Origin of the sequence: Natronosporangium hydrolyticum, from assembly GCF_016925615.1 — a bacterium.
Taxonomy (GTDB): domain Bacteria; phylum Actinomycetota; class Actinomycetes; order Mycobacteriales; family Micromonosporaceae; genus Natronosporangium; species Natronosporangium hydrolyticum.
The window spans coordinates 2,535,362-2,549,608 of the sequence record NZ_CP070499.1; the positions used below are offsets into that span (position 1 = coordinate 2,535,362).

At 70.0% G+C, this 14,247-nt stretch carries 12 protein-coding genes; 11 read left to right on the forward strand and 1 reads right to left on the reverse strand.

The features are described from left to right. Position 1: 1 nt before the first annotated feature. From JQS43_RS11190 to JQS43_RS11200, 3 genes are all read left to right on the forward strand, one after another. On the forward strand, positions 2-988 hold the full coding sequence (locus JQS43_RS11190) for a 3-oxoacyl-ACP synthase III family protein (protein WP_239679016.1): 987 nt from the start codon (positions 2-4) through the stop codon (positions 986-988). After that, positions 985-1,743 (forward strand): 3-oxoacyl-ACP reductase family protein, encoded by a 759-nt coding sequence (locus JQS43_RS11195; RefSeq protein WP_239679017.1) that lies wholly within the window; start codon positions 985-987, stop codon positions 1,741-1,743. The genes JQS43_RS11190 and JQS43_RS11195 overlap by 4 nt, the downstream gene beginning before the upstream one ends. 143 nt (positions 1,744-1,886) lie before the next feature. Further along, a complete protein-coding gene (locus JQS43_RS11200) occupies positions 1,887-3,107 on the forward strand; it encodes a hypothetical protein (RefSeq protein WP_239679601.1) in 1,221 nt (406 codons plus the stop codon). An 8-nt stretch (positions 3,108-3,115) separates the two neighbouring features. Here the strand turns inward: JQS43_RS11200 and JQS43_RS11205 are convergent, their stop codons facing one another. Continuing rightward, positions 3,116-6,571, reverse strand: coding sequence for an ATP-binding protein (locus tag JQS43_RS11205; protein ID WP_239679387.1), 3,456 nt, complete (start codon positions 6,569-6,571; stop codon positions 3,116-3,118). 324 nt (positions 6,572-6,895) lie between these two features. On the opposite strand from JQS43_RS11205, the gene JQS43_RS11210 reads away from it, so the two are divergent. Genes JQS43_RS11210 through JQS43_RS11245 form a run of 8 tightly spaced genes read left to right on the forward strand, consistent with a single transcriptional unit; the run spans position 6,896 to position 14,222 of the window. Beyond that, positions 6,896-8,116, forward strand: coding sequence for an aminotransferase class I/II-fold pyridoxal phosphate-dependent enzyme (locus JQS43_RS11210; protein WP_239679018.1), 1,221 nt, complete (start codon positions 6,896-6,898; stop codon positions 8,114-8,116). A 4-nt stretch (positions 8,117-8,120) separates the two neighbouring features. Beyond that, positions 8,121-9,353, forward strand: a complete 1,233-nt coding sequence (locus tag JQS43_RS11215; protein WP_239679019.1) for a beta-ketoacyl-[acyl-carrier-protein] synthase family protein — start codon at positions 8,121-8,123, stop codon at positions 9,351-9,353. Continuing rightward, positions 9,350-10,195: a MaoC/PaaZ C-terminal domain-containing protein gene (locus JQS43_RS11220; protein ID WP_239679020.1), complete on the forward strand. Its 846-nt coding sequence runs from the start codon at positions 9,350-9,352 to the stop codon at positions 10,193-10,195. The genes JQS43_RS11215 and JQS43_RS11220 overlap by 4 nt, the downstream gene beginning before the upstream one ends. Next, positions 10,192-11,733 (forward strand): AMP-binding protein, encoded by a 1,542-nt coding sequence (locus JQS43_RS11225; RefSeq protein ID WP_239679021.1) that lies wholly within the window; start codon positions 10,192-10,194, stop codon positions 11,731-11,733. Before JQS43_RS11220 ends, JQS43_RS11225 begins: the two co-directional genes overlap by 4 nt. Continuing rightward, the gene (locus JQS43_RS11230) at positions 11,730-11,990 is read left to right on the forward strand and encodes an acyl carrier protein (RefSeq protein WP_239679022.1); all 261 of its coding nucleotides are present in this window, start codon (positions 11,730-11,732) and stop codon (positions 11,988-11,990) included. Before JQS43_RS11225 ends, JQS43_RS11230 begins: the two co-directional genes overlap by 4 nt. Before the next feature lies 1 nt (position 11,991). Further along, entirely contained in the window at positions 11,992-13,032 is a 1,041-nt protein-coding gene (locus JQS43_RS11235; RefSeq protein WP_239679023.1) for an anthranilate phosphoribosyltransferase, read from the forward strand. Beyond that, on the forward strand, positions 13,025-13,837 hold the full coding sequence (trpA, locus tag JQS43_RS11240) for a tryptophan synthase subunit alpha (protein WP_239679024.1): 813 nt from the start codon (positions 13,025-13,027) through the stop codon (positions 13,835-13,837). The genes JQS43_RS11235 and trpA overlap by 8 nt, the downstream gene beginning before the upstream one ends. A 10-nt stretch (positions 13,838-13,847) precedes the next feature. After that, positions 13,848-14,222 (forward strand): ectoine synthase, encoded by a 375-nt coding sequence (locus JQS43_RS11245; RefSeq protein ID WP_239679025.1) that lies wholly within the window; start codon positions 13,848-13,850, stop codon positions 14,220-14,222. Positions 14,223-14,247 lie beyond the last annotated feature (25 nt).

Here is a 14,247-nt window from a genome sequence, read left to right on the forward strand (position 1 = left end):
GGTGAGCGGGTTCAAGATCACCGGTTGGGGCGCAGCCGTCCCGGAACAGGTCGTGACCAGTGCAGAGCTGGCGACGCGGTTCGGGGTCGACGAGGATTGGGTGGTCAGCCGGTGTGGAATTCGGGAACGGCGGGTCGTCGAGCCGGGGCAGACTACCGCCTCACTAGCGGTCACCGCGGGCGAGCGAGCGCTGGCGGTGGCGGGCCTGACCGGTGCCGATGTGGCGCACCTGATCGTCGCTACCGCCACCCCGGAGCAGCCTTCCCCGGCGACCTCGGCCTTCGTACACCACGGGCTCGGCATCGCCGGCAGCGCCCATGATGTCAACGCCGAGTGCTCCGGCTTCGTCTACAGCATGGTGAGCGCGGCAGCCTTGATGCGCATCGATCCACGCCCGATCCTGGTGATCGGATCCGACACCCATTCCCTGACCGTCGACCCCGCCGACCGGGATCTCGGCATCCTGGTCGGCGACGGGGCGGCGGCGTTGGTCCTGGAGCCGACCGACCGAGACTGGTTGCAGGCCTGGAATCTCGGCGCCGACGGGTCGTGCACCGACAGCCTGAAGGTGCTCGCCGGTGGGAGCCGGATGCCTACCACCGGCGCGACCGTGGCAGCAGGGTTGCACTTTGCAAAGATCAACGGAAACGAGATCTACCTCAACGCGGTGCGATTCTCGGTCCGGTCGGTGCGGGCAACGTTGGAGCAGGCGAAGGTCCAGCCTGAGCAAGTCGCGCATATCGTTCCACATCAGGCAAATATTCGCATCGTCAATTCGATGCTCAGTCATACCGGGCTGGATCCACAACGGTTGGTCAGCAATCTGGACCGCTACGGCAACACGGCGTCCGCGTCGATCCCGCTGGCGCTCTCCGAGGCGCTGGACGCGGGCCGTATCCGGGACGGCGAGCTGGTCTTGCTGGCCGGCTTCGGCGCCGGCATGACCTGGGGTTCGGTCCTGCTGGAGTGGGGAGGTACGACGAGATGAGCCGAAGTGGCACCGTCGGTGCGGCTCGACCGGAGAGTCCAGTAGCCCTGGTCACGGGAGCCTCCGGGGGCCTGGGTCAGGCGCTGGCGCAGGAGCTCGACGCGTTGGGTTGCCGGGTGGCCGTGCATTACCACCGGTCACCCGAGCCGGCTCGGGCGGTCGCCGAGAAACTCCACAACGACTCCGTCGTGGTGGGCGGCGACGTCTCCGACTGGGCAGCGGTCTCCGCGATGTACGACACGATCGGGGAACGCTTGGGGCCGGTCGATGTGCTCGTCAACAACGGCGCCATCCGTCGGGATTCGTTGCTGGCGATGCAGGCGCCGGCGGACTGGCGGGCGGTGATCGAGACGAACCTGATCGGCTCGTTTCATACCATCCGGGTCGCCGTACCGCACATGCTCCGGCGACGATGGGGTCGAGTGATCAACGTCGTTTCACCGTCGGGGTTGATCGCCACCGCCGGACAGACCGCCTACTCCGCCTCGAAGGCCGGGGTCATCGGCTTGACTCGGTCGTTGGCCGCGGAGTGTGGACGACGAGGGGTCACGGTGAACGCGTTGTCCCCCGGTTTCATGGAGACGGGTATGACGAAGGGCCTTTCGGAGTCGGTCACCGAAGCGATTCGCAACAAATGCCCGGTGCCTCGGTTCGGTACGCCGGAGGAGGTCGCCCAGAGCGTTGGACTCCTACTGGATGCCGGCTACATGACCGGGCAGGTCCTCAGTATCGATGGTGGCGTGTCGATTACCTGAAAGCCGGCCCATCGGTGTGCCAGTCAGGCCTGTGCGCAGGCCGGCCGGCGCACTGATGGCCGGCCCGATGCCGGCACGCGGTTCACGGTTGCCAACGTTTCGTCCGGACGACAGGCGCTGCAATGGGGTGCATTATGGTCACTGTGCCGGGTACGCGATTCGATAGCTTCTTCCCGAACAGTATCGGGGTGGCGGCGGATGCCGGACCAGACCAGGTCTTCTTCGGAGCCGGCGCCGTCACCACGCTGGTCGCCGATCACCTGTGCGATGCCAGCGGCGTGCCGCGGGAGCAGGTGTGTGAGGTCATGACCCGAGCCGATCCAGCCGACATCTCGGTCCGCCGCGACGGCGACCGACTGCATGTGCGGGCGACCTTCGGCACCGCAATGGACGCCACCCGCGCCGCCGCCGATCTGGTCGATCTAGCAGCCGACTCCGCCGGGTTGCGGACGCCGCGGGTGGCGATCGGGACGGCCAAGCCCGGGAGCCCGCCAGCGGTGGATCGGCTCACCGCGCTGGTGGAGCAGGCCGGTGTCGGTCAGGTCCTGGTCACCGCCGCCACCGCGATTCTGGCCGGCCCGGCCCTGCCCTGTGGCCTGGAGCTCTACTACCGAGGTCGGTGGCGGGCCGGCGCGGGTGGGGCGCAGCAGCCGCTGTACGAGCTGCGTCGGCCGGCTCCGGGCACCGATGTGCCGCCCGCCAATCTGCACTGGGCCCGGCGGGCGCTGGCGGAGTCGGCGGCCGAGTCGGCGGCCGCGACCCAGCCAGCGGTGCTGGCACTGAGCGAGGACTGGCGGCGGGTGCGGGCGGGGGAGCTGATGATGGCGCTGCTCACCGCGGCGCAACCGCGACTGCCGGTCGAGGTCAGTGCCGAACTGGCGCTTCGCCTGCACGCGGCCGGAACTCAGGTGTTGTATGGCCGCTGGGAGCGGGAGAACCCCGAGCCGCTCCAGGCGCTACGGGAGGCGCTCGGGGTGTACGCCGACCGGATCTCGACCCGGACCCTCCGGATCGAGGTCGACGACCGAGCCGACGTGATCAGCTGTCTGCTCCCCGAAGTCGGGGTTCGGCTCGGCCTGCCGCAACGGTCCCCGGAGCTGCGCGACGGCGCCGAGGCGATCGAGGCGATCGAGGGCTGGCTCACCGCCTCGGCCCGCCGCCACCCGACCCTGCTGGTGCTGCATGACCTGCACCCGGACGATCGGGACACTGCCCGACTGTTGACCCACCTGCGGTTGGCGGCCCGCAGCAGCCGGATCATGCTGCTGATCACCGCGACCGAACCGCCGGCCGCGCCCGCGCTTGCGGATCTGCTCGCCGGCGCCGCAGGTGACGAGGGTACGCTTCGTCACCTGCAGCTATAGGCAGCTATCTAGTTGTCGAGCTGATGGTGGGCCGGGGTCGGCTGGCCCGCGACCAGGCCGTGGCTAGGGCAGATCCCGACGCTGTCGAGGGTTTCGCGGGCCTCGTTGGCGAGCGCCCGCGCCCAGGACTGGTCGCCGGCGCGGCCGCGGGCCCGCATCGCCTGCGCCAGCGACAGCTGCGCCAGCGCCGCCCACGGACGTGCCCGGCGCCGGCTGAGCGTAGCCAGGGCGGCGGTCAGGTGGCGTTCGGCCGCTGCCCAGTCACCTAGCACCAGCGACAACCGGCCGAGGTGGAACGATGCCGGGGCTACGAAGCTGCGATAACCCACCCCGCAGACCAGATCCGCGTACGGGGCGAGCAGGGTATGAACGGCCTGCGCGGTACTCGCGTCGCCGAGCTCTGTCGCGCCGAGCGCCAGCACTCCGACCGCGTGCAGCCACTCGTCACCGGTCGGCAGCTCATCTGCGCCGGTAGCAAGCGCGCGGAGGGTCAGATGGGACTGTCCGCGTTCGCCAGCGGCCAGTGCGGCGAGTGACAGCTCGGTGAGGGTGTGGGGCGGCGTGGCGGTCGGTGGCCAGGCCGTGGCCCGCAACCATCCGACCACCTGGAGCTGTCGACTGGCGAGCCCGCCGGGGGTTGGCGTAATGTCCAGCGTCGATTCCGTAGTAAACGAACCGGCTAGCTGCGCCGTCGCCACCGCGTCGGAGAACCGGCCCTCGGTGATCGCCAGCGCCACCACGTGGTCGGTCAGGAGGGCGTCCACGGTCGGCCCGCGCTCGTTGCCCGAATGATCGGCTGCGCTGCTGAGTATTGCCAGCGCCTGGTCCCGTTCGGCGCGCTGGTCGGTGAGTTCGGCGACGGAGGCCCGGTGGTGCGCGGCGGTGAGTCGGGCCCGCTGGTCGCCGGTCGCCTCCGCGATCTCGGACAGGTCGAGCGCGAGCGCGAACCGCTTCGGCAACTCGGCAGGCCCTTCCAGGCGGCGCAGCTCACACATGAGTGCGGTGGTCGCGGCCTGGCTGGTGGGCCCGGTGCTGATCCGGCCGCCGAGTCGGCGGTGCCTGGCCAGGAGCTGCCCCATGGTCAAGTCGTCGAGGGGCCGTGCTGGCTGGCCCGAGCCGAGAGCGTGCGGGCTGGACCCGATCGTGCCCCGTTGAGCAGGTCGGCGGAGGAGCGCTTCCACCAGCGCGATCGCCTCGCTCCGCAGCCGGGATCGTTCCGCGACGGCGTCGGCCAGGCCGATCGCGGCGCGGGCGGCGATCTCCGGCCGACCGCTGTGCAGCGCCTGTAGCGCGCCGTCGAAGAGCGACTGCTCCGCGTCCGGGTGGCCGGCGGCGAACTGTGCCAGCCCAAGGTTGGTCAGCGCCTCGCCGCGTAGGCCTTGTTCGTCGGCGGGGACGTGAGCCAACGCGGTCCGGTACAACCGGACGGCTTCATTCAACGCTCCGTCGGAGACCGCGCGGGCTCCGGCCGCCCAACCCCAGCGCACCGCGTTCGAGTCGTTCGCCTCCGCGGCGACCGGGCCGTAATGCCGCGCCAGGTCTTCGCTGTACCGCTCGAGCCGGGCCGGCCGCTGGCTCTCGATGGCGTCGATCCACCGCCGGTGGAGTGCCCGTCGCCGGTCCCCATGACAACCCTCCCGGATCGCCCGGCGCAGCAACCCGTGCCGGAATCGGTACTCGCCCTTGTCGGGGCCGCTGTCGCTGGCCGGTCGCACCAGCCCGGCGGCGAGCAGGATGTCCAGCGCATCCATTGACTCGGGGAGGCTGAGCTCGGCCGCCCGGGAGGCCAGATCGAGTTCGAATGTCGACCCCGCGAGGGCGGCGGCGGTGAGCAGCCGGACCGGAGCGGGCGGCAACGAGGCCAGCCGGTCGGCGGCGTACTCCTGGATCCACGGGGGGAGTTCGTGGCGGGCGGCCACCTCCTGAGCATCGTGCTCGCAGTGCCACCGAAGCACATTGAGGAGCAGATGCGGGTTGCCGGCGGTGTCGGCGAGTAGCTGCCGCGGCGATGGGATCCCGCCGGCCGACCTGGTTGCTACCAGTTGCTGGGTCAAGATCGCCACATCCGGCTCTTCCAGACCGGCCAGCGACATCCGTACCAGGTAGCCCTCCCGGTCCATGCTCCGAACCATCGCCGCGAATGTCGGTGGGTGCTGCACCGGGTCCGCAGCCGTCGCCACCACCAGCAGCGTGGTGCCCCGACGTTGTCGCAGCACCTGCCGAAGCAGCGCGATCGTCTCCTCACCAGCGACGTCGAGGTCGTCGAGGACCAGGAAGATCGGAGCAGCGCGGGCGAGCGAGGTCACCAGGTTGGTGAGCACGGCGAGCTGGTCGTCCCGGGACCGGCCGGGAAGCTCGCCGCGGGCGAGAACCGACAACGTGTGTCCCGCCGCCGGGCCGAGGTCCGGAATCATGTCCGGCGGAGTGACCGTCAGATAGCCGGTGAGCGCCTCAACGAAGGGTTGGTACGGCTGTTCCGCTGCCTGATCACATCGGCTGTGCAGGACCAGGCCTCGGTCCAGCCCGACCTGGCTGGCGGCGGCGATCGCCAGCCGGGTCTTGCCGATCCCCGGTTCACCGGTCACCAGCACCAGGTGGCTGTCGCCGGTTTCGGCCTGGGTCCAGCAGTCAGCGAGGACCGAGAGCTCGTGGCGCCGGCCCGCGAAGGGGGCGGTGGCGCCGGGCTTCGCCCGTAGCTGCTGCCGCGGGGCGGTGGTCACCTCCGCCGGGGCGGCCAGTAGTTCGAGGTAGAACGCCTGCGACTCCGGGGCTGGATCGACCCCCAACTCCTCGGCCAACATCCGACGCAACCGGTCGTACGCCCGGAGGGCTTCCGCCCGGTTGCCCGCGGTCACGTGGGCGGCCATGCGGCAGCGGTGGGCGCTCTCGCGCAATGGCGCCCGCGCGACCGCCTCGTCGGCGTAGCGCAACGCCTCGCGGTCCTCGCCGAGGGAGGCGGCGGCCCGGCTGGTCGTCTCTAACGCACCGACCAGGAGTTCGTCGAGGTGTTGGCGGACGGAGTTGACCCACTCACCCTCATGGTCCGGCAGGAACGACCGGCGCAGGCAGGTCACCGCCGCGATGCCGAGGCGGCGCGCCTCGATGAAGTTGCCGTTGGCGTAGGCGCGGGAAGCCTCGCCGATCGAGGCTTCGGCGCTCTCCACGTCGACCGAGGCATCGGGTGGGAGCCGCAGCACATACCGGCCGGCCTGCGAGACCACCGTCGGCGCGGCCGGCGCATCGCCGTCGGCGACGAATCCGCGGACCCGGGAGACGACGCTGCGAAGCGCGGACGCCCAGGTGTCTGGTAGCCCGTCGGGCCAGACGGTGTCGGCCAGTTGATCACGACTGGTGCCGGTGCTCCGCTCCATAGTGAGCCGGGCGAAGGCGACCTGTGCCTGCGCGCTGGAGAGGTGACGGATCTCGTCGTCGGGGCGTTTGATGGCTACCACACCGGTGAGCATGATCAGCACTGGCTGTTCCTTTCCTGCTGCCCCCGACCCCGGCTCTGTCTGGTGGGGAGGATGCAGCGATGGCGGGCTGACCGGCGAGTAAATGATCAGCCCGACCCGCCGAGGACAGCCGCCACCGAGGCCCCTCCGGCTCCGCTGGTGCTGTGTCGACAATAGCTGGTTGGTGTGGAACATCACAGATAACCGCCGTGAAACCTAGGTAACCGGCTGCTGCGGTAGCGCCTGAGCCGCCGTCTTGCGCGCTGCTTGCGGCGGCCACCGTAGAAAGACACCCATGCCGGTCTGCGGCATTCCGCTCGGAGGATTGGGACGACTGTGACTGCATCACGAGCATGGCAGCGGTTGCTGCCGAGGATCGAGGCGATCCGTCATCGACTGGCCGCGCTCGAATCCGACCCGAGCCGCCGGAACAGCTTCGTTCCCTACGGCGTGGAACGCGACAGCCCGTATGTCACGGTCGACGGCGAGCGGTACCTGATGATGTCCGGCTACAGCTACCTGGGCCTCAGCGGTGATCAACGGGTAGTCGACGGCGCGAAGGCCGCGCTGGAACAGTACGGCACCGGGGCGCACGGGGTCCGCGCGTTGGCCGGGTCGTTGCCGGTGCATGAAGAGCTGGAGGCGGAGGTAGCCCGGTTCAATGGGCGAGCAGCCGGCGCCGTCTTCGGTTCCGGCTACGCCGCCAACGTCGGCACCATCGCTGCCCTCTGCGGGCCGGGTGACACCATCGTCGTAGACAAATATGACCACGCCAGCATTGTGGATGGTTGCAAGCTCAGTGGTGCGACCATCAATCGGTTCCGGCACAACGACCCCGAACACCTTGATCTTCGGCTCCGGAGCGCGCCCGCGGACGGGCTGCGCCTGGTCATCGTCGACAGCGTCTACTCGATGGACGGCGACATCGCTCCCTTGCCCGAGCTCCGCAAGGTCTGTGACGATCACGACGCCTTGCTGATGGTCGATGAGGCTCACGCGCTCGGCGTGATCGGGGCGACCGGTCGGGGGATCGAAGAGCACTTCGGCGGGGGCGACCTGGTCGACATCAAGCTCGGCACCCTCTCCAAGGCCGTGCCGTCGATGGGGGGATGGGTAGCCGGGCCCGCTCAGCTCATCCAACACCTCCGCTACCACGCGCGGCCATTCCTGTTCTCCGCCGCACTCGCGCCACCGCAGGCGGGGGCCGCCCTAGCCGCCCTGCGGGTGCTAGCCCAGGAGCCGTGGCGGGTGCAGTTCGTGCAGCAGCAGGCGGCCAGACTTCGCGGGCTCTTGAACGATGCCGGGATGCGGACGCTGGCGAGCGAGACCGCCGTCATTCCGCTGGTAGCGGGCTCGGACCAAGCGGCGTACGACTACGCGACCGCTTGCCGCAGGCACGGGGTGATCGGCCTGCCCGTGGTATCTCCGGCGGTACCGAACACGCTGGCGAGGCTCCGGATCGCGGTCACCGCTCGACACTCGGCCGAGGACATCGACCGGGCCGGCCAGGCCTTCCTCGCCGCGGCGCGCGAGTGCCGGCTGCTTCCTGGCGGCTGAGCGGATGGCCAGCGAAGCGCAAGAGATCGTCGTGACCGGCATGGGGGTGGTCACGCCGGCGGGTTGCTCACTGGACACCTTCTGGACGGCGCTGGTTGCCGGGCAGTCCACCGCCTCGACCCTCGACGGCCCGGAGTTCGCGCCGCTGCCGGTCCGGCTCGGGTGCCAGGTGTCCGGGCTCGACACGGTCGACGCGCTACCGGCGAAGCGGCTCCGCCGACTGGACCCGTTCGCCCGGTTCGGGCTGGCGGCAGCGGTCGCCGCACACCAGGACGCGGGTGCTCCGACGCCGCCACCCGAGCGGGCGGCGGTGCTTGTGGGCAACGCCGTCGGGGGCCGGGCCACCAGCGATCGGGAGACCCGAAACTATGTGGAGCGGGGCGCGGCGGCGGTCAATCCGCTGATGCCGTTGATGACGATGCCGAATGCCGCCGCGGCAACGATTGCGATGCAGCTCGGCTGGCGCGGCCCAGCGTACTGCCTCGCTACTACGTGCGCCAGCGGCGCCGATGCGATCGGTCAGGCGATGGCGCTGCTGCGCACCGGGCGGATGGATGTGGTCGTGGCGGGTGGCTGCGAGTCGACCCTGAGCCCGGTCACCCTCGCGGCATTCGCCAACCTCAACGCTCTGTCGGTTCGGAATGAGGATCCGGCAAGGGCGTCCCGGCCGTTCGACAGTGCCCGCGACGGCTTCGTCATGGGGGAGGGGGCCGGGTTCGTCGTCCTCGAACGCGCTCGTGATGCGCGGGCTCGGGGGGTGCGGGGGCGCGCGGTGCTGGCGGGCTACGCCGCTACCACCGATGCCCACCACCTGAGTATGCCGGCGCCCGACGGCATCGGGGCGATCGCCGCGATTCGGGGCGCGCTCGCTGACGCCAGCTTGACCCCCGGCGACATCGCCCACGTCAACGCCCATGGGACGTCGACGCCGCTCAACGACCGGATCGAAGCCGCCGCGCTCCGCGAGGTCTTCGGTGATCGCGTGCCGCCGGTGACCGCCGCTAAGGGGGTCACCGGCCACCTGATCGGAGCCGCTGGGGCGGTTGAGCTGATCGCGACCGTACTTGCGGTGGAGTACGGGCTGGTGCCGCCCACCGCCAACCATCAGGAAACGGAGCCTGGGATGGAGATCGACGTGGTACACGGCAGACCCCGCCAGCTCGCGCCCGGTCCGGCGCTGTCCGAATCGTTCGGCTTCGGTGGCCACAACGCCTGCCTCGTGGTGGTGCCGAGATGAGCGCCCAACCCACGCTGGCGGACCGGTCGGCGTCTTTCCCGTGCGACGTCGGCGACGTGGCCGACTATCGGCGGGCGGTCCGGGCACCGTTGGGGATTACGGTCGCGGCCGACGGTCACGCCTCCCCGCTGCACCCGTTCGTGCTCGCGCACCCCCGCTTCGAACAGGTGGTTGAAGGGTTCAGCACTCAGAGCGCACCGGCTCGCCCGATCCACCTCAGCCAGGAGCTGACCATGTCCCGGCTGGTCCGGGGAGGCGAACAGGTCACGGTCACGATCGAGGTGCCGGGTGCTCGCCGGGAGCCCCGCGGAGTCCGGGTCGCGCTGCGGGGGTTACTGACCGGGGCGGACGGGGCGCCGGTGGCGGAGCTGGCCACGGCGGTCCTGTTGGCAGGGGCGGTGACGCCGGAACCATTCGGGACCATCCCGGCGCGGCCGGCGCCGCGGCCACCGGGCCCGGTGATCGGCCAGACCACGCTTCGCCACGCCATCACGATGGACAGCGTGCGCCGCTACGCGGCCGCCTCCGGCGATCGAAATCCGATCCACCTGGACCCGCAAGCAGCGCGGCAAGCCGGCTTCCCAGGCGTCATCGTGCACGGCATGAGCCTGCTCGCACTGGTGTGTGAGGAGGTCATCGACCGGTACGGAGACGGTGACCCCGCCCGGATCCAGGGTATCGGCTGCCGCTTCTCCTCCCCGGTGTCGCCGGCGGCCACCATCCAAACAACGCTCGCGGACCACGGCGGCGTCGTCCGGTTCAGCTCGGCGACCGACCAGGGCGCGGCGCTGAAGAGCGGCTGGGTCGCCCTGACCACCGCGGGAAGGGAGCGGTCGGGATGACCCCACAATCGGCTGACCTCCGGCCAAGGAACGGCGCCGAGCCGGGGCGACCCGCACCCACCGAGATCGGTCTACTCGTCGCCGCCCAGGCCGAACACCGCCCGACCGCGGTGGCCATCCAGTACGGGGATACCGCTGTCACCTACCGCGACCTTGCCGCGCTGGCCACCCAGGCCCAACAGCGGTTGGCGGCCGCCGCGCTCGCGCCCGCCGAGCCGATCTGTCTGTCGGCGACCAAGACGCCGCAGACCATCGCGACCATCCTCGCCTGTCTGCTCACCGGCCGACCGGTTCTCCTGGCCGCCGCCGCCCTACCCGACGACGTGGCCGAGCAGCTGGCGGCCGTCGCGGGCTGCCGGACCAGCTGGGACGACCGGACTTTCCGCCGGGTGGCCGCCGCCCCGGACACCCCGCCGTCGCCGCCGCCGGCCGGCACCTCCTTCATGCTGACGACCTCCGGCTCCACCGGGTTACCGAAGGTCGTGCCACTGCCGTCGACGGCGGTGGCGCGGTTCGTCGAATGGGCCGCCGCAACATTCGGCATCGACGCCGGGAGCACCGTGCTGAACTATGCCCCGATCAACTTCGACCTTTGTCTGCTGGACGTCTGGACCACCCTGGCCCAGGGTGGTCGGGTAGTGCTGGTCGACCCGGACCGGGCGGCCAACGGTCGGTACCTGGCAGACCTGCTGCGACGGCACCGGCCACAGGTGGTGCAGGCAGTCCCGATCTACTTTCATCTGCTCGCCGAGGCGGAGTCTGGTGCGGCTGCGTCGGGCGAGCCCGGTTTCGACTCCGTCCAGCAGGTAATGGTGACCGGAGACGCGCCTACCGAGCAGGTTCTCGCCGAGTTGCCGTGCCTGTTTCCGGACGCTCGACGGTGGAACGTCTACGGTTGCACGGAGACCAACGACAGCTTCTGCCACGAGATCCGCGACGACACCACGGTTCCGGTCCCGATCGGCGATCCGTTGCCGGGCGTGGCGGCGGAGATCGTCACCGGCGATGGGGCGGTGCTGGCCGGCCCGGGCATCGGTGAGCTATGGGTGTGCACGCCGTTCCAGAGCAGCGGATACCTCACGGCGGGCCATGCTGGCCGGTTCGCCGCCCGACCCGGCGGTGCCGACGGCCGGCAATGGTTCCGCACCGGTGACCTGGTCCAGCGCGGCCCAGCCGGTGAGTTGACTCTGGTAGGGCGAACCGACCATCAGGTCAAAATCCGTGGCGTCGCAGTGAACACCGCACAAGTGGAGCAGGTGCTGCTGGCGCACCCGAAGGTTCGGGAAGCAGCGGTGGTCGCGGTGCCGGACCCGGTCACCGGTCACCGCCTGCTCGCCGGCGTCCGGCCCCACCCGGATGCCCGGCTGAACAGCCTCACCCTTCGCAAACACTGTGCCAGCCGAGTCTCCCCGGCAGCGGTACCCAGCACGCTGCGGATCATCGGCGATCCGTTGCCCCGAACCACTACCGGAAAGGTCGACCGACGCGCCGTCAGTGCCCTGTTGCATCCCCCCATTACGAAAGGTCATCCAGCATGAACGAGATCGATGTCATCAAGGCCTTCATCATCGACGAGTTCCTTCCCGATGTCAGTCCGGACGAGTTCGGACCGGATGATGATCTGCTCGCCGACGGAGTGATCGACAGCCTCGGCCTGCTGAAGCTGATCGCCTGGTTGGAAGACCGGTTCGCAGTAGCGATCGACGACGCGGCATTGGACCCGAACAACTTCCGAAGTGTGTCGGCGATGGCCTCGTTCATTGTCCAGAGCCGGCTGCAGACATCGAGGAGCTGAGGTGCACGAGACCCTCCACCGGTTGCTCCAGGACCGGACGCCGGTCGACCTCGACGGCTGGCGCCGGCTCTGGGACGACCTGGAGGCGGGCGCCCTGGACCGGGCTGAGGCGATGGCGTTGCTCGCCTCGCTCACGAGCAGGCTGCCGAACATCGAGACACTTCGTAACCTGGTCGTCTCGTTGCGGGAGCGGAGCTCGCCGATGACGCAGTTGCTGCCTGGCGCGGTCAATGTCGTCGGCACGGGCGGAGGGCCACGCACCTTCAACATCTCCACCGCTGCCGCCTTCGTCGCCGCGGCTGCCGGAGTGCCGGTGGTCAAGACCGGCTCGCGCGCATACACCAGCCAGTACGGATCGGTAGATCTGTTGGACCGGCTGGGGATTCGGCTGACGAGTTCATCGGAGCAGACGGCCGAATCGCTGGACCGGTTCGGAATCGCGTTCGCCGGTGCGGTGGTGTACCCGCGGGTGCTGACCCAGTTGGCCCGGTTGCTGGTACCGGTCGGCATGGCTCCGTTCGGGAGGTTCCTCAATGGTGTCGGTCCGCTGCTGGCGGCGGTGCCAGTTACCGCGCAGCTGACCGGGGTCTCGGCCGCCGGGTCGCTGGACCAACTCCGGGTCCTGGCCGACGACCTTCCGCATGAGGTTTGGCTGGTTTCGAACGATGCCGGCGCGGACGAACTGCTGGGCTTCGCCGACAACCTGATCTGCACCAATCGTGGCGACGTGCACCGGATCCGTCCGGGCCAGTTCACGGCCGGCGACGGTGGGCTATCAGACCTGCGGCCGGTGGCGCGGCGGCACGAGTTGATCCCGCATTTTCTCGCCGTACTGGCGGGTGACTGCGGGCCGGCCGAGGCCGAGGCGGTGTGTCTGAACGCGGCCGCCCTTGCCATGGCCGGCGGGCAGGCCGCCAGCTGGGGTCAGGCGGTCGAGGCCGCCTACCGGGTGATCCGCGACGGTACGGCCCGCACGTTGGCAGAGCAGCTGCGCGAGTCGGCGGGCGCGAGACCGGGCACACTGGAGGCGCGCGGTGGCTGACTTCTTCCCCGGCCGGGCGGATGGGCAACCGGGGTTGGCGTTGTTCCTGAACGCCGGCGACCCGCCGCTGGAGGTGCTGGTCGACGTATTGGTGGCGCTGGACGCGCTCGGTGTCGACTGCGTGGAGCTGGCTGTCCCGTTCCCGGACTCGGTCACGGACGGACCGGTGATTCGGCGGTCGGCGGCCCGGGCCCTCGCGGGTGGGGTCGGGCTGCCCGAGACGCTGGCGTTCGTGGCCCGGACGCGCCAATTGCTGCGGCGAACCCGGATCGCCCTGCTCGCGGATTGGCGGTTCAGCCTCAAGGACGGCGCGCCGGACGAGCTAGCCCGGCGGGTGGCCGACAGCGGGGTCGATGGCTTGCTGGTGCACGGGCTGCCGCCGCGGTTGCGGCCGGCCTGGCAGGCGGCGGTCGAAGCGGTCGGCCTACCGGTCGTGGGTACCTGTTACCAGGGTGTGTCGACGCCGCAGACGATGGCGATGGCTGCCCGGCAGGCTACCGCCTACCTCTATCTGGTCGCACATTATGGCCGCAGCGGCACCCGGGCGAGTAACGGGTTCGCCAGTCTGGCCGCAACCATTACGTCGTTGCGTGGCCTCACCAATGCGCCGATCGCGGTGGGGTTCGGGGTCACCAGCCGGGCGGACGTCGCGGCAGTAGCCGCCGCCGGGGCCGACGCCGCGATCGTCGGGTCGGCCACGGTCGCCACGGTCGAGCGGTCGCTCGCGAACCGAAGCGATGTGGCGGCCGAGATATCTGAGTTCGTTTGTTCTCTGCAGCAGCCAGCACCGGCCACGAACAGCTAAGGGAGTTGACATGATCATTCGCAACATCGCGGACGTGAAGACCGTGGAGTGGGGTAACGGGCTGAGCCGGAGGTTCCTGCTGCGCTCGGACGGCATGGGTTACTCGGTCACCGACACGATCGTCCGTTCCGGGAGCAAGTCCCGGCTTGAGTACCGGAACCATCTCGAGGCCTGCTACTGCATCGGTGGTAGGGGCGAAGTGATCGCTATGGACGGCACCTCCCATCCGATCACGCCGGGCACGCTCTACGCGCTGGACCAGCACGACCCGCACTACCTCGTCGCGGACCCGTACCAGGACCTCCGGTTGGTCTGCGTCTTCTCGCCGGCGCTGCGGGGCGACGAGGTACACCGGCTCGACGAGCCGGACTTCTCCCACTACTGAGTTGGGCCGGGCCGGGATCGGAGAG